13 protein-coding genes are annotated in these 18,223 nt (G+C 67.7%); 4 read left to right on the forward strand and 9 right to left on the reverse strand.

Annotated features, from left to right (window positions below):
* Positions 1–41: 41 nt before the first annotated feature.
* Genes NO978_RS18250 through NO978_RS18260 form a run of 3 tightly spaced genes read right to left on the reverse strand, consistent with a single transcriptional unit; the run spans position 42 to position 4,706 of the window.
* Positions 42–866: an MBL fold metallo-hydrolase gene (locus NO978_RS18250; RefSeq protein ID WP_257300969.1), complete on the reverse strand. Its 825-nt coding sequence runs from the start codon at positions 864–866 to the stop codon at positions 42–44.
* A 60-nt stretch (positions 867–926) separates the two neighbouring features.
* A complete protein-coding gene (locus NO978_RS18255) occupies positions 927–2,279 on the reverse strand; it encodes an ATP-binding protein (protein WP_257300970.1) in 1,353 nt (450 codons plus the stop codon).
* 48 nt (positions 2,280–2,327) lie between these two features.
* Positions 2,328–4,706 (reverse strand): flippase activity-associated protein Agl23, encoded by a 2,379-nt coding sequence (locus NO978_RS18260; RefSeq protein ID WP_257300971.1) that lies wholly within the window; start codon positions 4,704–4,706, stop codon positions 2,328–2,330.
* 189 nt (positions 4,707–4,895) lie between these two features.
* Between NO978_RS18260 and NO978_RS18265 the strand changes: the two genes are divergently transcribed.
* The 3 genes from NO978_RS18265 to NO978_RS18275 all read left to right on the forward strand — a co-directional run bounded on the left by NO978_RS18265 (position 4,896) and on the right by NO978_RS18275 (position 7,668).
* Positions 4,896–6,086 carry a thiolase family protein gene (locus NO978_RS18265; protein WP_257300972.1) on the forward strand — a complete coding sequence of 397 codons (1,191 nt, stop codon included), beginning with the start codon at positions 4,896–4,898 and terminating at the stop codon, positions 6,084–6,086.
* Positions 6,087–6,437: 351 nt separating this feature from the next.
* Positions 6,438–7,205, forward strand: a complete 768-nt coding sequence (locus NO978_RS18270) for an ABC transporter ATP-binding protein (RefSeq protein ID WP_257300973.1) — start codon at positions 6,438–6,440, stop codon at positions 7,203–7,205.
* A 232-nt stretch (positions 7,206–7,437) separates the two neighbouring features.
* Positions 7,438–7,668: a hypothetical protein gene (locus NO978_RS18275; protein ID WP_257300974.1), complete on the forward strand. Its 231-nt coding sequence runs from the start codon at positions 7,438–7,440 to the stop codon at positions 7,666–7,668.
* Positions 7,669–7,702: 34 nt separating this feature from the next.
* Here the strand turns inward: NO978_RS18275 and NO978_RS18280 are convergent, their stop codons facing one another.
* The 6 genes from NO978_RS18280 to NO978_RS18305 form a co-directional block, all read right to left on the reverse strand.
* Positions 7,703–8,233 carry a 2'-5' RNA ligase family protein gene (locus NO978_RS18280; protein WP_257300975.1) on the reverse strand — a complete coding sequence of 177 codons (531 nt, stop codon included), beginning with the start codon at positions 8,231–8,233 and terminating at the stop codon, positions 7,703–7,705.
* A gap of 132 nt (positions 8,234–8,365) precedes the next feature.
* A complete protein-coding gene (locus tag NO978_RS18285) occupies positions 8,366–9,169 on the reverse strand; it encodes an N-acyl homoserine lactonase family protein (protein WP_257300976.1) in 804 nt (267 codons plus the stop codon).
* 64 nt (positions 9,170–9,233) lie between these two features.
* On the reverse strand, positions 9,234–11,165 hold the full coding sequence (locus tag NO978_RS18290) for a cation:proton antiporter (protein WP_257300977.1): 1,932 nt from the start codon (positions 11,163–11,165) through the stop codon (positions 9,234–9,236).
* Positions 11,166–11,270: 105 nt separating this feature from the next.
* Positions 11,271–13,253 carry a long-chain fatty acid--CoA ligase gene (locus NO978_RS18295; protein WP_257300978.1) on the reverse strand — a complete coding sequence of 661 codons (1,983 nt, stop codon included), beginning with the start codon at positions 13,251–13,253 and terminating at the stop codon, positions 11,271–11,273.
* Between the two features lie 173 nt (positions 13,254–13,426).
* Positions 13,427–15,376 carry a long-chain fatty acid--CoA ligase gene (locus NO978_RS18300; RefSeq protein WP_257300979.1) on the reverse strand — a complete coding sequence of 650 codons (1,950 nt, stop codon included), beginning with the start codon at positions 15,374–15,376 and terminating at the stop codon, positions 13,427–13,429.
* Positions 15,377–15,450: 74 nt separating this feature from the next.
* Positions 15,451–16,362, reverse strand: a complete 912-nt coding sequence (locus NO978_RS18305; protein WP_257300980.1) for an MBL fold metallo-hydrolase — start codon at positions 16,360–16,362, stop codon at positions 15,451–15,453.
* Between the two features lie 148 nt (positions 16,363–16,510).
* Between NO978_RS18305 and NO978_RS18310 the strand changes: the two genes are divergently transcribed.
* Positions 16,511–17,962, forward strand: a complete 1,452-nt coding sequence (locus tag NO978_RS18310) for an aldehyde dehydrogenase (RefSeq protein ID WP_257300981.1) — start codon at positions 16,511–16,513, stop codon at positions 17,960–17,962.
* Positions 17,963–18,223 lie beyond the last annotated feature (261 nt).

Below are 18,223 nucleotides of genomic sequence, written 5' to 3' on the forward strand. Positions count from 1 at the left end.
CAAGCGGCCGCCGCTGTCGTCTCATCGCCGGTCGTCTCCTTCTACAGCTCGTACGTCTCCCCGTCGACGGCGATAGCGTCGTCGAACGCCTGCTCGACCGGGTAGAAGTGCGCCGCGTGGACCACCCGCGTCACGTCGGCGTCGATGTCCTCGCCGAGCGCGAGCGCGCCCTCGTAGGTCATGTGCTTCGTGCCGAACGTACGGAAAGTGCCCTCAGCGTCCGCGTGGTCGCCACCGAGCGGGTGGTGACTGCAGAGTTCGGCCGGGACGATACCGTCGGCGAGCAGCAGGTCGGGGTCCCGCAGCACGTCTCGCGCCGCCTCGCCGAGCGCGTAGCTCGTGTCGCCCGGGATGGCGAGCTTCCGGCCCGTCTCGGGGTCCTCGATGGCCAGTCCGTAACAGACCAGCGGCGGATGGACGACCGGGACGAGCGTCACCTCGAAGCCGCAGGTCTCGAACGGCTCGAACGGCGTCTCGTGGTTGACCGTCACCGCGTCGAGGTAGTCGTACTTCCGGTCGACGGTGTCGGCGACGCTCTCGCCCGTCTTCGGGTCCGTCTCGTCCGCGGCGTACACCTGGAGGTCGTCGAGCAGCCGGTAGGCGTTGCCGAGCCCGTCGAGGTGGTCGAAGTGGATGTGCGTGACGACTGCGGCGTCCGGCAGGTCGACGTCGTTGTGGAGGAACTGGTAGCGGAAGTCCGGGCTGCAGTCGACCAGCAGCGACTCGCCGGTGCGCTCGTTGTGGACGTGGACCGAGAAGCGGGTGCGCTCGACGCCGCGTTCCATAGCCTCCCGACAGGTGTCGCAGTCGCAGCCTGGGGTCGGCGTCCCCGTCGTGTCGCCCGTTCCGAGCAGCGTGACCAGCATCGTGCCCGCCTTTGCGGGCGGGAGCGAAAAAGGCGCGGGTTGGCGGTCGGTCGTCGCCGCTCAGTCGTCGTGGCTGTGGTCGTGGTCGTCGTGGTCGTGCCCCGAGCCGTCGCCCGCGATGTCGCCGCCGGCGATGAGCGCGTCGTGGTCGCCCTCGATCATGTCCATGTTCTTGAGGTTGTCCCGCTCCTCGAAGTCGGCGACGGCCGCTTCGAGGTCGGCCTGGGTCAGCGTCGTCCGCTCCTCGGTGAGCGCGTCGAGGACGGCCTCGCGCATGACCATCCGGAGGTCGCTGCCGGTCAGCCCCTCGGTGATGTCGGCGATGGAATCGGGGTCGAACTCCTCGATCTCCATCGCGCGGGTGATGATGCGGAGGATGTCCGACCGCATCGAGTGGTCCGGCTTCGGGAAGTTGACGATCTCGTCGAAGCGCCGCCACGCCGCGGCGTCGAGCTGGTCCGGATGGTTCGTCGCGCCGATGAGCAGCACGTCGTCCTGAATGAGGGAGATGTCGTCGATGCTCTTCAGCAGGGTGTTGACGGCGCGCTTGATGGCGTTGTGCTCGTCGCCGCCCCGCGTCTTCGCGACGAAGTCGAACTCGTCCATGAACAGGATACACGGCGAGAGCCGCTTGGCCACCTCGAACGTCTTCTCGACGTTCTTGGCCGTCTCGCCGAGGTACTGGCTGGTGATCATCGAGAGCTTCACCTCGACGAACGGGAGGTCGAGCTTGTACGCCAGCCCCTTCGCGGCCGAGGTCTTCCCGGTGCCCGGCGGGCCGACGAACAGCAGCTTGCCGATCTCGCGGAGGCCGATCTCGGCGAGGTAGTCGCGGTGCTCGATGGCCTTGACGACCTTCTGGATCTCGCCCTCCTGCTCCTCGGTGAGGACGATGTCGTCGAGCGTCTGGTCGATCTCCTCGGGGGCGCGGATGTCGACGAGGTCCAGCATCTCCTCGTCCTCCTCGTCCTCGAACATCTCGTCGAGCAGCGAGTCGATCCAGACCCGGTCGGCCTGGATGGGTCGGTTCGCCTCGCGGGCCTCCTCGTAGGTGACGTCGTCGAACGCGCCGTCGAACTCCCAGGCGAGCGTGGGGTTCCGGCGCAGCGTCTCGGCATCCACGCGTTCGAGGAACCAGTTCTCGGCCATCTCCGGCTGGGTCAGCTTCAGCTTGCCCGAGAACTCGTCGCGGTCGGTGAACAACAGCTCGGAGATCGCGTCCCACGGGTGGTCGATGCCCGTCGCCGCCCGGGTCGTCTTGTTCGTGACCGTGAGCGGTCGTTCGACCTCGCCGTCGGCGTAGAACACGCGTCGGAACCGCGGCGGGAGGTCGTTCTCGTCCAGCTCGCGGTTCTCGGTGTAGACATCGGCGGTCAACAGAAACTCGACGACCGATAGCGCCGCGTTACTCATTCTCTCAGAGGTTGACGCCACGGCCGCTTAAGGCCGTCGGAGCGCCGATTACGACCCGAGAACGGCGGACTCGCTCGCTCGGGCCGGCCGCGCCGCGCGTCGGAGCCAGCCGTCGCCGACGACGCTCCGGGCCACCGTCTGCCGGTGGTCGGTCAACGACTCGGCCGCCGACAGCTGGGAGCGTTCCGGCGACGGCAGGTCCGTGGTCTCCGACAGCGCCGACTCGTTGACGTAGACGACGAACGGCGTGCCGGGGCCGAGGTCCTGATCGGTCCGGTTCACCGTCGCGAAGCGCTGGAACTCGCGGGCCTCGTAGCCCTCCTCGACGAGCCACCGGTGGATGTCCTCCGCGTCGTCGCCGTTCTCGCCGTTCCCGATGGCGACGACGACCGGCGCGTTCGTCCGGTTGACCTGCCGGAGCGTGATGGCGGTGTCGTAGACGAAGCTCTCTCCGTCGGTCTGGTTCGCGCGGTACTGGTAGGTCTCCATGTACCACATCAGCGTCCGGCGTTCGTAGTAGCCGCTGGAGGCCGGTGGCTGGAAGTCGTCGCTCAGGTTCGAGGTGTAGTACTCGTTGCCGTAGAACAGCACGTCCACGTCGTCGGGCCCACCCTGCTCGCGGCCGATGCGCTCGACGTCCTGCAGGGTGTCCTTCAGGTCGGTGCTGGAGGACTGTGCGTACTGGACGAGCATGTTGTCGGGGTCCTGGTCGTTCACGTACACCAGCCCGACCGCCGTCGTGGCGACCTGCCCGGAGACGAGCAGGAGGATGACGACCGTCAGCGCGACGCCGACGGGGTCGTCGTCGGTGAACGACTCGATGCCCCACCGGAAGACGATGCCGAGGCCGACCGCCGCGGGGATGGCCAGCGCGATGATGGCGTGGGTCGTCGCCCAGCCCGCGCGGATGTCCGTCGCGATGGGGTAGCCGAGTACGCTGACGAAGCCCCAGTAGGACGCGAGCGCGACGAGATCGCGGGGGCCGTCGCTGCTGTAGCGGTCGACCACGAACCCGATGATTGCGAAGGCACAGAGCACGAGCGCGGCGGCCTCCAGCACGTCGATGTAGTGCTCGAAGAACGCGAGGTAGGAGTTGCCGTGGTCGCTCGCCCACTGGCCGGTGAACTCCTCCCACGACCCCACGATGGACTCCCGGACGACCGCGAGGAACATATCGGGGTCGCCGCCGGCGAGCTGGCCGAGCGAGTTCCACAGGCCGATGCCCTCTCCCGCCTGCTCCGGGCCAGGCCAGCCCGCCGCCTCCGGCTCCGTGTAGCCGCCGCCGCGGGGCGCGTAGAACAGCACGATGATGGCGAAGAACTCGACGACGAGGCCGACCGCGACCGCGACCGAGGTCCAGCCCGTGCGCCACCAGTCGATGTGCCGGTCGATGAGCCCGTTCACGTTCCCGCCAGCGAGCTCACCCCACGACCCGCGCAGGTCGAAGGGCAGTACCCAGTCGAGGTAGTCGACGAGGACGCCCCAGACTGTCAGGTCGTTCGCGACCGGAGCGCGGAACAGCCGGTGGTCGAGCAGGAGCGCCGCCGCGCCCAGCCAGCAGACAGGATACAGCAGCGCGTTCTCCTTCGTCGTCAGCGCGAGCGCGAGCGTCGCGACCCCGGCGGCGAGGTACCGTCGCTGGCGCTCGTCGTAGTACCGCAGGAAGAACCCGACGGTGAAGCCGACGAACACGACGAGCGGCACGTCCGAGCGCATGAACCGGGAGTAGTACAGCAGCACCGGGTTGAACGCCAGGAACAGCCCGAGTGCGACGACCTCGGTGTCCCGCAGGTGCTTCCGGTAGAGCCACGCGGAGAGCGGCAGCACGGCACCGAGGACGGCGACGGCGAGGCGCGCGCTGAAGTCCGACGGCCCGAGCAGCTGGAAGACGTACTTGTCGACGTGGAACAGGAACGGCCCGTGGACGATGGGGCGGTACTCGAACGCGCCGGTCTCGAGGTAGCGGACCACCCAGTAGGCGACCCGGCCCTCGTCCTGGTGCACGAGCCGCTCGCCGAGCCACACGAGTCGTGCGGCGAGGCCGACGACGGCGATGAGCACCAGCGCGCCGAGCGTGCGATGGCTCGACGACCAGGGGTAGTCGTCGTTCCCCGCGAGTTCCCCCGGCTCGGGGTCGTCGCTCGAGTCGTCGCCCGAGTCGTTGTCAGAGCCGTCGGAGTCGTCGACGGCGTCGTCCGCCTCGGTGACGGCGTCGGCGGTCGTCCACTCGCTCCACTCGTCGTCCGTCGTCTCGTCGTCGGCTCCGTCGACGGGGTCGTCTCCGACGGGCTCGTCCGGGTCGCGGGGCTCGTCGGTTCGGTCACTGTCGTCGGTCCCATCGCGGTCGTCCGTCGGGCGGGACGACGACCCACCGTCGGCGCGGGCGTCCGCGGGACGGCTGGAGGGCGGCGTGGGGTCGTCGGTCATTACTCGCTTCCAGCAAGAGCGTGCCTAAACCCTTTTTGGGTTCCGTTCGCCGGAATTGTCGCCGCTATTCGGCGCCGTATCGGGTGGCTGGGACGATTCGGGCGGCTCGTAAACGGCCAGAATAAACTCCCGGCCCGATTACTGCCCGTTCAGCCGTGATTTAAGGTGGTGCCTCCCCTCGCTACTCGTATGCCAGCGCACACGCCCGTCATCGCAGCAGCGTACCGGACACCCCAGGGTCGCCAGGGTGGCGTCTACGAGAACACCCGCGGCGAGGACCTCTCCATCCCGCTCATCGACGAGATCCTCGCCGAGAACGACCTCGCGGGCGAGGACGTCGACGACCTGATGTGGGGCTGCGCCCAGCAGCGGGGCGAGCAGGACAACAACGTCGCTCGCATCATCGCGCTCATGTCCGAACTCGGCGAAGGCGTGCCCGCGACGACCATCAACCGCTGGTGTGCCTCCTCGATGCAGGCGGTCATCTCCGCCGCCGACGCCGTCGCCGCCGGCAACCGCGACTGCATCATCGCGGGCGGTTTCGAGAACATGTCCCGCGTGCCGATGGGCGGCGGGATGGACAGCCGTGCGTTCCACCCGGCGTTCCAGGAGATGTACAACATGGTCGAGCTCCAGATGGGCATGACCGCCGAGAAGGTCGCCGACGAGTTCGACATCTCCCGCGAGGCCCAGGACCGCTACGCCGTCCAGAGCCACCAGCGCGCCGCCGCGGCCACCGAGGAGGGGCGCTTCGACGACGAGATCATCCCCATCGAGGCCGAGGTCACCGTCGAGGAGGACGAGGACGGCGAGCCCGTCGAGACCGAGACCCGCACCATCAGCGAGGACGAGGGCATCCGCCCCGACACCGACTTCGAGACCCTCCAGAGCCTCCCGCCCGCGTTCATGGAGGACATCACGGCCGGGAACTCCAGCCAGATCTCCGACGGCGCGGCCGCCACGCTCGTCACCTCGAAGGAGTTCGCGGAGGAGCACGACCTCGAGATCCTCGCCGAGGTCGGCACGAACAACGTCGCCGGCGTCGACCCCACCGTCATGGGCATCGGCCCGGTCCCGGCGACCCGCGGCCTGCTCGAACGCAACGGGCGGGACATCGAGGACTACGACCTCGTCGAACTGAACGAGGCGTTCGCCTCCCAGACGGTGTACGCCCGCGAGGAGCTCGGCATCGACGAGGACATCTTCAACGTCAACGGCGGCGCCATCGCCATCGGTCACCCGCTCGGCGCGTCCGGTGCCCGCCTGCCCGTGACGCTCATCCACGAGCTGCGCAAGCGCGGCGGCGGCCTCGGCCTCGCCACGCTCTGTGTCGGCTTCGGCCAGGGCGCGGCCATCGAGTTCGAAGTCAACGGCGAGTAGAGCTCTCGGTCCTGGTTTTCCTCGTTTTCAAGCGCCGAGTGACGACACCGTTGTTCGAACCGACCGAGAAGCGCAGTCGGCTGGGGAGGCGTGAGGTGCGGTGCGGTCGCGGGCGGGTGCGATTGAAACGGGCGAGGCAGTCGGCGAACCCGGACGACGCGAGGACCGCAGGAACGAGGGCCACTGCGAGTCCCGGCAGCCAACTGTCTGGGGCTTTCTGGCTGTTCGCGGCGAACGACCCAGTATCGTGTCCAACGCGGTCGACAGACAGCCTCGCACAGGAGACCCAACTTTCACACCTGGAAACAGCCACGGTGCCTTCATACCGACGGCCCGCAAACGAGTCAAACAATGACCGACGCGGCCATCGTCACGGACGGCCTCACCAAGGAGTACGACGGGGAACGGGCGGTCGGCGACCTCGACCTGCGAATCGAGAGCGGCGAGGTGTTCGGCTTCCTCGGCCCGAACGGGGCGGGGAAGACGACGACGATGCGGATGCTGACGACGCTCACACGGCCCACGTCGGGTACAGCCCGGGTCGCCGGCCAGTCCATCATCGAGCGGGAGACGGTCACGCCGCACATCGGCTACCTGCCGGAGGAGCCACCACTGTACGACGAGCTGACCGGGCGCGAGCAGCTGGAGTACGTCGCGGGGCTGCGGGACATCCCCGACGACGAGGCCGAGGAACGTATCGAGTCCCTCCTCGCGCGGTTCGACCTGCTCGACGACGCGGACAAGCGTATCGACGCGTACTCGAAGGGGATGGGCCAGAAGATCGGCGTCATCCAGGCGGTGCTACACGAGCCCGACGTGGCGTTCCTCGACGAGCCCACGTCGGGGCTGGACCCGCGGGCGGCCCGGACGATGCGGGACACCATCGCGGACCTGGCGGACCACGAGATGACGGTGTTCCTCTCGACGCACATCCTGCCGGTGGTGGACGAGCTGGCGGACCGCATCGGCGTGCTGCACGACGGCCGGCTCGTCGCACAGGGTGCACCGGCGGAGCTGAAACGGCGTGCCGAGGCTGGCGAGGCGGCCAGTCTGGAGGACGCGTTCCTCGCGGTGACGACCGAGGAGGAGGCGGCCCCGGTAGAGTCACCGGCGGAGTGACAGACGCGGACGGCGGTGGACAGCTTCATTAACCCGCTGCGTGACCCGGGTCGACCATGACCGAGCACGTCCGCATCGAGTTCTCCCTGCCGGGTCGCGACGCGGAGAAGGGGGGTCACAGGGTGCTCCCGAACCAGGACAACTGGGACCAGAGCCTCTGAACCAGAGGGCTCTGCGACACCGACGAACCCCAGGACGAAGTTATACGTGCCAAATGGGCGTACTATTGGCCATGACCACTGTCTACGATGCTAGCAACACGTTCATCGGTCTCGCCCTGATGGCGGTGACGGCGTACTCCGCGATGAACACGATGCTAACGAAGGCAGCGCCGAACACAGTGCTCGTCACAGGTAGCGGAACGCTCGGGGCGGTCGTCACGCTCGTGCTATTCGCCCTCGGCGGGGTCATGGCCGCCCACGGCCTCTCCGGTTTGCGCGCCAGTGGCTCGCGGACCCGTTGACTAGCACCGGCTGAGCGACGAGTGTCTCCTCCCGTCACAGCTCCACACGCGAGCAGATGCGCGTCTCGTTGCCGGTGGACTCCAGATGCGCGAGGTCACGTATCTCCATCTCCCAGTCGAACTCGCGGTCCGAGAGGAACGTCACGACCTCACCGGCCAGCTCCGCGTCGAGGCTGTGGTACGCCAGCGTGACGTGCGGGAACCACCGCTCCGGGTGGTAGTAGTCGTCGGCGCGGTCGGCGAAGTCGGTGAGCCGCGACCAGAGGCTGTCGTGGAGCTCGGCCAGCTCCGGCGACCGGGCGACGGGGAGGTAGACGACGGGTGCGGCGGTGAATACGCCCAGCCCGCCGGTCCGGACGGTGAAGGGCTCGACCTCCGGCCGGACGGAGTGGAGACGGGACTCGACGGTCGAGCCGTCGTAGGTCTCCGCGACGTGGTAGGAGACGTGCGGCGGCGGGAGCTCCGAGGCCGGGTCGATGCCGAACTCGTCCTCCAGGTCGTTCCAGACGTCCAGCACGCGCTGGTGGTGTTCGTCGGGCAACGTCGAGATGACTGCCGAGTGCATCGTGGGTCACGCAGCCGCCGACGAGTCACTTCCCCGCCGCGTCGGACATGCGTCAGACGCTTCGGAGGTCTGTGAAATAACGTTGTTGGAAATACTACCTGTTCGCCGGTGTCGCCGGGTGCGCTGTTCGAGCTACTCCAGCGCTTCGGGCGGCTCGGGCAGCGAGCCGATGTCGTCGGGGTCGTGGTGGACGTACACGTCGGCGTCCGTTCGGGTGGCCCGCCGCTTGATGGCCTGGATTGATTCGACCGAGTCCTCGAGCGAGTGCGCGAACGACGCCGCGAGCTCGCCCTCGTAGCCCTCGCGATGGTTCGCCGCGTCGACGGCGAGGATGACGGACCCCGCGTCGGGCAGTTCGACCTGCACCGACTGGTGGCCGGGCGAGTGTCCGGGCGTCGGGAACGTCACGACGCTCCCGTCGCCGAACACGTCGTACTCGCCGTGGACGGCGGTCACGTCGTAGTCCATCCGGCGCAGGTGGTGGAAGTCGCCGGTGACGTAGAACAGCCGCTGGACCCCGTCCGGGTAGAACGCGTAGCGGAGCTCCTCCTTCTGGACGATGAACTCGGCATCGGGGAACAGGTCGATGTTCCCCGCGTGGTCGGTGTGCAGGTGGCTCAGCACGACCTTGTCGATGTCCTCGGGCGCGTAGCCGATGCCGTCGAGCAGGGTCGCGAGGTGCTGGTCCTCGCTCTGGTCCAGCGACTCCAGCAGGGGGGCCATGTGCGCCGCGCCGGCCGGGCCGTACGACGCCGGGTCGGCGACGAGGTCCGGGCTGACGCCGGTGTCGACGAGCACCGTCCCCTCCGGGTGCTCGACGAGGTAGGCGGGACAGGTGCCACGGTACGGTTCGCCGGGGTTCTGCATCTGCACCGCTGCGGAGAAGTCGAACGTCCAGTGGGCCGTGTTCAGCGTGTAGAGTGCAGTCGCTGACATGTGAACAGCTTGGGGGTGGACCTGCATAAAAGGGCGCTCGCCCCCGGGTGGGGCCGACGATGGCTCAGTCCTCGGGGTGACAGAACGACATGGCGTCGCGGACGCTGTCACGTTCGCCCAGCAGCGTGAGGTTGTCGCCCTCCTGGAGCGTGTAGTCCGCGCCGGGGACCTTGACTTCGCCGTCCCGAGAGACGAGCGCGACGAGACAGCCCGGCGGCAGCTCCGGCCCGATCTCCGTCAGGGTCCGCCCGATGAGCTCGTCCGAGGTGACCGTTATCTCCTGGATGTCCCCCTCCTCGCCGAAGTGGGTGATCCAGTCCGAGAGCGCGGGCCGCTCTATCTCGTTGTCGATGGCCCACGCGGTCGCCATCGCCGAGGAGATGGTCCGGACGCCGAGGTCCTCGAACGCCTCGACGTTGTCCGAGTTGTTCGCCCGGGCGATGACCGTGTCGACGCTGAACTTGCTGTTTGCGAGCTGTGCCACGAGGAGGTTCGCGTCGTCGTCACCGGTGGCGGCGACCACGATCTTCGCGTTGTCGGCACCGGCGGCACGCAACACGTCCGTGTCGGTGCCGTCACCCTTGTGGACGGTGAAACCCGCCTCGCGGGCGACCTCCACTATCTCCGGGTTCTTTTCGATGATGACGACGTTCTCCCCTCGGTCGTCGAGGCGATCGGCGAGCGACCGGCCCACCTGTCCGCCTCCGATGATGAGTACACGCATTGGTATGACGTCTAATGCTTCCGCGATCTGCCTGGCGAGTCCGGCCTCGAAGACGACGGTGACGAGGATGACGAGGAACACCGTCCCGACGAGGATGTCCGCACCGGCCGGGTTGGCCGGCGTGGTGGCCGTGTTCTGGAGTTGGAGCGCGAACAGCGTCGCGACTGACGCGGGGATGATACCACGCGGGCCGACGAGGCTGATGAACCAGCGCTCGGACCACGTAAACTGTCCGCCGGTCGTGCTGGCGAAGACGAGCAGCGGCCGGAGCACGACCGCGACGACGAGCACGACGGCGATGCCCTGCCAGCCGAGCCCGAACAGCTTCTCGAACTCCAGGAGCGCTGCCAGCGCGATGAAGACGAACGAGAGGACGATGAGCGTCACGTCACCCTTGAAATCCTCGATCTGCTCCTCGTACGGCAGGTCGGCGTTTCCGAGGACGATACCGGCGGTCGCGACGGCGGCGACGCCAGCCTCGGAGAAGATCTCGTTTGCCGTCGCGAACGCGACCACAGCGCCCGCGAGCGTCAGCAGCCGGGCGTTCTGCGGTGCGTTGTCCGGCGAGAGGTCGAGGTGTCGGAGCGCGTACCAGATGATTCCGGCGACCATGAGCCCGATGAGCAGCCCGGTGCCGAGGCGCTCGGCGAACCGCTGGACGTAGATCTCGAGGCTCGACTCCTCTACCGAGAGCACCTCGAAGATGACGACCGCGAGGATGGCCGCGGTCACGTCGTTGACGATACCTTCGGTCTCGAGTGCCGCCTCGACGCGGTCGCGAACCGCGACCACCTCGAGGATCGGCGTGATGACTGTCGGCCCCGTCGCGACCAGCAGCGCACCGATGACCCCGGCGATGGCCCACTCGGTCCCGAGGAGGTACCGGACGGCGACCGTCGTCCCGACGAAGGAGACCACCGCCCCGAGCGTTACCAGCTTGATGTTTGCCGAGGGAGCCTCCCTGAGCTTGGATATCTTCAGGTGGAACGCTCCCTCGAAGACGATGACGGCGACCGAGAGGCCGACGATGGTCGACAGCGCGCCGCCGAACGTCTCTTCGGTGACGATGGGGTCGATGAACGTGAACCAGTTGCCGATGCCCTCGGGCCCCACGAGGATGCCGGCGATGATGAGGAACAACACGCTCGGTGTACGGAACCGGTCCCCGAGAATCTGCGAGACGACACCGAGGGAGACGATGAGCGCGACGATGAGCGCGAGATGGCCGCCGCTCTCGCCAGCGAGTACCAGCCCTCCGAACGCGTCAATCACGGGAGACACCCATGTACCCAGATTGTTGGAGGCATCGCGTATAAACGACCCGTTTGCGGCCAGCGATTGAGGGTGGACGGTCTCGGCCCAGGGGTCGACAGCCCCTCAGTCGTCTGCTTCCGCGGCCTCGGCACGCTCGATGTCGCCGTATATCTCCTCGACAAGTCGGTCGTACCGACTCCTGATGTCCCGGCGCTTCTTCTTCATCGTCGGTGTCAGCAGGTCGTTCTCCTCGGTGAACTCCTCCTCGGCCAGCCGGAACTCCTTGATCTGCTCGTGCTTCTCGAAGCGTTCGTTGACCGAGGCGACCTCCGCCTCGATGGTCTCGTTCGCCCAGTCGTCGTCACAGGCTGCGTAGTCGTCGTCGGGCAGGTCGACGCCCTCTGCCGCCGCTTTCTCACGGAGCGCCTCGAAGTTCGGCACGATCAGCGCGGAGATGAACTTCTCTCCGTCGCCCATCACCATCACCTGCTCGACGAGATGGTTGGAGGCGAACGCGTCCTCGATGGGTGCGGGTGCGACGTTCTTGCCGGTCGAGAGCACGAGAATCTGCTTCGAGCGCTCGTGGAACACGAGGTAGTCGTCGGGGCGCTTGTGGACGATGTCGCCGGTCTTGAAGAAGCCGTCTTCGGTGAACGCGGCCTCGGTCTTCTCGGGCTTGTTCCAGTAGCCGTCGGTCACGTTCGAGCCCTTTATGAGCAGCTCGCCGAGCTTGCCCATCGTGTCCGTGGTCTCGCCCTCGGGGACGACCGAGGTGTCGATGCGCGTGTCGATGTCGTGGAACGTTGGCCCGATGGTGCCGATTTTGACGTCCTCCGGCGGGTTGGTGGACACGACGGGCGCGGCCTCGGTCAGCCCGTAGCCCTCGTAGATGGGCAGTCCCATCCCGTGGTAGAGAGTGCAGAGCTCGTCCGAGAGCGTGCCACCGCCGCTGATGAGGAAGTCGATGTTCCCGCCGAGTGCCTCGCGGACGTCGCTGAAGACGAGCTTGTCGGCCAGCCAGTACCGCGTCTTCAGCAGCGTCCCCGGGCGGTCGGAGCGGTAGTACTCGCGGCTGACGCCGGTCGCCCAGTTGAAGATGCGCTCCTTGAAGCCGCTCTCGGACGCCTGCTCGCGGATGGCGTCGTATATCTTCTCGTACACCCGTGGGACGCTCGTTGCCCCGTTCGGCTCGACGGCCTGGAAGTCGTCTTTCAGCGTGTCGACGCTCTCTGCGTAGCCCACGCAGCCGCCCGCGGCGAAGATGAGGAAGTGGCCAGTGAGCCGCTCGAAGACGTGCGCCAGCGGCAGGTACGACACCATCTGCGTGGTCTCGTCGACCGTCGGGAACCGGCTCGACTTGTCCGGGCGTGGGCCGTACCGCCGGTACGTCTGGTTGACGTTCGACCGGAAGTTGCGGTGGGTCAGTCGCACGCCCTTCGGCTGGCCGGTCGTCCCGGACGTGTAGACGAGGCTCGCGAGGTCGTCGACGTCGGTCTCGTCCAGCCACGACTCGAGGGTGTCGGGGTCGAACCGCTTCTTGCCTTGCTCGTACACCTCGCCGAGCGTGTAGACGCCCTCCTCGTCGTCGTACTCGGGCGGGAGGTCGTCGATGCAGACGATGAAGCGGACCGAGAGCGAGTCGGACACCTCGAGCACCCGGTCGAGCAGCTCCTGGTTCTCGACGACGACACCCGTCGCACCGGGGTCGTCGAGCAGGTAGCGGACCTGTGCCGGCGAGGACGACTCGTAGACGGTGGTGACGACCGCGCCGGCCGAGAGCAGGCCGAAGTCGCACTGGGCCCACTCCATCCGGGTGTCGGAGAACAGCCCCACCCGGTCGCCCGTACCGACGCCGAGGGCCCGGAAGCCCGCCGCGAGGTTCTGAACGATGTCCTGCATCTCGGCGTAGCTGAGCGTCCCGTAGCCATCGGTCGGTGCCGCGTCCACGGTGCCCACCGAGGCGAGGCTCCGGTCGTAGACACCACCTTTGTACTTCTGGGCCGGGCGGTCCGGGTGTCGGTCCGCGCTGTCGTGGAACATCCGTGCCAGGCTGTTCATGCCTGTCACGTCGTCAGAGAACTCCTGTTCTGCCTCCCGCCAATCCATGACTGAACGCTAACACGGACGGTACCTCATAAAAAGTTATGGCAGTTTCGCCCGTTTCCAGCAGTTCAAGCGCCGCCTTCACCCTGTTTTCCCCTCATAGAGGGGGCCGTCACCAGCAGTAGCTCCCCGCGAGGAGAGCGCCGACAGTCCTCACCGTGCCGCGCTCGCCGGCGTCACTCCGCGTAGATGTCGTCGATGAGCTCGTCGTGGACGTCGATGATGTTCCGACGCTTCTTCTTCATCGTCGGCGTCAGCAGGTCGTTCTCCTCGGTGAACTCCTCGGTGACCAGTCGGAACTGCTTGATCTGTTCGTGTGTCTCGAACTGCGGGTTGATGCGGTCGACCTCTTCCCGGACGCGGTTCTGGACGTACTCGTGCTCGACGGCCGCCTCGTCGTCGTCGGGGATGTCGGTGCCGTTCTCGGCAGCCTCGTCGCGGAGCCGCTCGAGGTTCGGCACCATGAGCGCGCCGACGAACTTCTCGCCGTCGCCGACGACCATGCACTGCTCGACGACCTGCGAGGCCGCGAAGGCGTCCTCGATGGGCGCGGGCGCGACGTTCTTGCCGGTCGAGAGCACGAGGATCTGCTTCGAGCGCTCGCGGAACTCGATGTAGCCGTCGGGGCGCTTGTGGACGATGTCGCCGGTGCGGAACCAGCGCTTGCCGTCGATCTCGGTGAACGCCTGTGTCGTCTCGCCGGGCTTCTCCCAGTAGCCCTCGGTGACGTTGGGGCCGCGGACGAGCAGCTCGCCGACCTGTCCGGGGTCGTCGGCGAACGTCGCCTGCTCGACGACCTCCTCGTCGATGTGGACGTCGACGTCGACCAGCGGCGGGCCGATGGTGCCGATCTTCGGGGCCTCCGGCGGGTTGACGGCGAGCACGGGTGAGGTCTCCGTGAGGCCGTAGCCCTCCATGATTGGCAGGCCCATCGCGTGGTACAGCGCACAGAGCTCCGCCGAGAGCGAGCCGCCACCGCTGATGAGGAAGTCGACGTTCCCGCCCAGCGCCTCGCGCACCTTCTGGAACACCAGCCTGTCCGCGAGTCCGGCCTTCGCCCGGAGCGTGACGCCCGGATTCTCGGCCTCGTGGTACTCAACGCCGACGTCGGTCGCCCACTCGAAGATGCGCGAGCGCAGGCCGGAGGTCTCGGCCTGCTCGCGGATGGCGTCGTATATCTTCTCGTACACCCGGGGGACGCTCGTCGCCGCGTTGGGCTGGACGGCCGCGAAGTCGTCACGAATCGTGTCCGGATTCTCGGCGTAGCCGACGCAGGCACCCGAGGCGAACATCTCGAAGTGGCCCGCGAGCCGCTCGAACACGTGCGCCAGCGGCAGGTACGACACCGTCCGGGTGTTCTCGTCGATGACCGGGAGGTCGTCCTTGTCCGGACGCGGGCCGTACCGCTTCCTGATCTGGTTCACGTTCGCGCGGAAGTTCCCGTGGGTGAGCTGGACGCCCTTCGGCTGGCCCGTCGTGCCGGAGGTGTAGATGAGGCTCGCGAGGTCGTCCAGTTCGCGCGAGTCCACCCAGGACTCGTACTCGTCGCGGTCGAACAGCTCTGCGCCCCGGTCGTGGACGTCGCCGAGCGTGAGGATGTCGTCGCGCTCGTTGTGGCCGTCGAGGCGGTCCATCGAGACGATGAACTCGAGGTCGAGGTCCTCCTCCACTTCCAGAACGTGCGACAGTGCGTCCGCGTTCTCGACGACGACCCCCGTCGCGTTCGGGTCGTCGAGCAGGTAGCGCACCTGCCGGGACGACGAGCCCGAGTACACGGTGGTGACGACTGCGCCGGCCGAAAGCAGGCCGAAGTCGCACTGGGCCCACTCCATCCGCGTGTTGGAGAAGATACCGACGCGGTCGCCCGTGCCGACGCCGAGGTCGCGGAAGCCGGCGGCGAGGTGCCGGACGATGGTTCGCATGTCGTCGTAGCTGATGGCGCGGTACTCGCCGTCGGGCGCCGCCGGGACGACGGAGTCCGTCAGCGAACGGTCGTACACTCCGCCTTTGAACATCTGCGCCGGCCGGTCCGCGTGTCGCTCGGCGCTGTCCTCGAACATCCGGGCGAGGTTCGTCTCACCTGTCACCTCGTCGGTGTACTCTCGCTCCGCCTCCTGCCAGTTCATACCACACTCCTATACTGCAGAGGGGATAAAAACACCTGAACTTTCGGTCAGTTTCTCCCCGACGGCAACACCGCTTACTCGTCCTGGCTGTCGAGGTACCGGAGCACGCCCCGGACGTTCATGCCAGTCTCGCCCCGGGCCTTGCGTTGGCCCCAGAGCTCGGCCATCTCCGTCGTCTCCACGAAGTGCTCGATGACGGCCTCGTCGTCGGTCAGCTCGTCGCGCTTCTCCGCGACGGCCGCGACCCAGGACTCCAGCCGGCCCTCGTACTCGGTGAGCCGGTCGTCCGTCTCGGCGGGCCCGAAGTGCGGGTACAGCAGCGTCGACGGCTCGAACGACCGGATGGTCTCCACGTCGGCGAGCGCCTGCTCGAGGTCGAACTGCGGCGGCGGCGTCGTCTCGCGTACCACGTCGAGGTTCGGGACGTAGATGCCCGCCGCGTCGGCCGTGAACACCGCGTCGTTCGCGGGGTCGTGGAACACGTGCTGGTGGGGTGCGTGTCCCGGCGCGTGGGCCGCACGGAGTTCCCTGTCCCCGAGGTCGATGGCGTCGCCGTCGGCCAGCGTCTCGATGCGCTCCTCGGGGACCGGCTCCGGCTCGGTGTACCACTCGATCTGGTCGCCGACCGCGGCCTTCGTCCCCTCCCAGAGCCGCGCCGGGTCAGCGAGGTGGCGTGCGCCCTGCTCGTGCACCCAGACCGTCGCGTTCTCGCACGCGTCGGCGAGGAAGCCAGCCCCGCCCGCGTGGTCGAGGTGGACGTGCGTGACCACGAGATGTTCGACCGCCTCGGGCGCGATGCCGAGCTCGTCCAGCGCGTCGAGGATGCGGTCGTGGTGGGTGCCGATGCCGGTGTCGACGAGGGCGACCTCGTCGGCGTCGAGGATGTAGACCGCGCCGTATTCGGCGGTGCCGTACATCCCGGTGTCGACGTAGTACAGGTCGGAGCACTCGCCCGTCGTGACTTCGTTCACGTCGCCTGCTGTCATACGTGGTGGCGCGTGCCCACGGGTGAAAAGTGTGTCTCGTGGGCGGCCGCGCCCGGCCGATTCCGGGGTCGGACGGGTGAGCATCGAGACCCGGCGCGCCTTGCCACGCTCCGGTACTACTAATCCGCCTGACGCCGAACTACCGTCTATGGCATACGACGGCCCAACACAGCTGTACATCGACGGCGAATGGACGGACGCGCCGTCCGGCGAGACCATCGAGACGCACGACCCGGCGACAGAGGAGCTGTACGCCGAGGTGGCCGCGGCGGACGCCGAGGACGTCGACCGCGCGGTCGAGGCTGCGGAGGCGGCGGCGGCCCACGACAGCGAGTGGAGCCGCATGGGACCGAGCGAGCGCGGACAGCACCTCCACGCGATGGCCGACGCCATCGAGGCGATGGACGAAGAGATCGGGCTCGTCGAGTCCCACGACAACGGCAAGACGCCGTTCGAGGCGTCCATCGACGTCGGCATGGTCGTCGACACGTTCCGCTACTACGCCGGCTGGACCGACAAGATACAGGGCGACACCATCCCCGTGGACGGGCCGCGCCTGAACTACACACGCCGGGAGCCGCTGGGTGTCACCGCCCACATCAGCCCGTGGAACTACCCGTTCCAGCTCGCCGGCCGCTCGCTCGCGCCCGCGCTGGCCGCCGGCAACACGGCCATCCTGAAGCCCTCGAGCGAGACGCCGCTGTCGGCGCTGTACTACGCGAAGGCCGCCGACGAGGCCGGCCTGCCCGACGGCGTGTTCAACGTGCTGCCCGGGCGCGGGAGCACGGCCGGTGACGCGCTCGCCAGCCACGAGGGCGTCGAGCACGTCGCGTTCACCGGCTCGACCTCCATCGGCAAGCACGTCATGGAGACCGCGAGCGAGCACGTCACCGGCGTCACGCTCGAACTCGGCGGCAAGGGCCCGAACGTCGTCTTCCCGGACGCCGACCTCGACGCCACCTCGAAGGGCGTCCGCAACGGCATCTTCATGAACTGCGGACAGATGTGCTGGGCCGGCTCGCGCCTGGTCGTCCACGAGGACGTCCACGACGAGCTGGTCGAGATGGTCTGTGAGATGGCCGAGGCGATGCCGCTCGGCTCCGGCATCGACGACGACGGCCGGATGGGGCCGCAGGTCTCCGCCAGCCAGCAGGACGAGGTCCTCTCGTACATCGAGCAGGGCGTCGAGGAGGGCGCGACCGTCGCCGCCGGCGGCGGCGTCCCCGACGACAAGGACGTCGGCCACTTCGTCGAGCCGACCGTGCTGACCGACGTGACCAACGACATGACCGTCGCCCGCGAGGAGATCTTCGGGCCGGTGCTCTCGGTCATCGAGTTCAGCGACGAGGAGGAGGGTATCGAGATCGCCAACGACTCGCCGTACGGCCTGATGTCCGGCATCTGGACGAACGACATCAAGCGCGCCCACCGCGTCGCCGAGCGCCTGGAGTACGGCATGGTCTCCATCAACGAGTACCCCGTCACCTTCCCGCAGACGCCCTTCGGCGGCTACAAGGAGTCCGGCTACGGCCGCGAACAGGGCGAGGAGGCCATCAAGGAGTACACGCAGGTCAAGAACGTCAACGTCAACCTGTACTGAGCCGGCCGAGTACGACCGGGACTACTGAAGCGACGCCGCCGATTCTCAGTCGCTTGGAATCGGCCGCCCCCTCTTTTGCTCCGCACTTCGAGTCACCGACTGGGCCGAGCCATCTGCGCCTATCTGCATGTTCGTTGGACCGGACTGACTCGGCCCTTGCACCCATCCGGGTCGGACTCCCGACCGACCCGGACTGCCTGCTGAATCCACCACCAACCGACTCTCTCTTCCCGTGCCTTCTTCGAGCCCCGGGCGACGGCC

The sequence above is a fragment of the Haloarchaeobius sp. FL176 genome (assembly GCF_024609245.1).
Classification (GTDB): Archaea; Halobacteriota; Halobacteria; order Halobacteriales; family Natrialbaceae; genus Haloarchaeobius.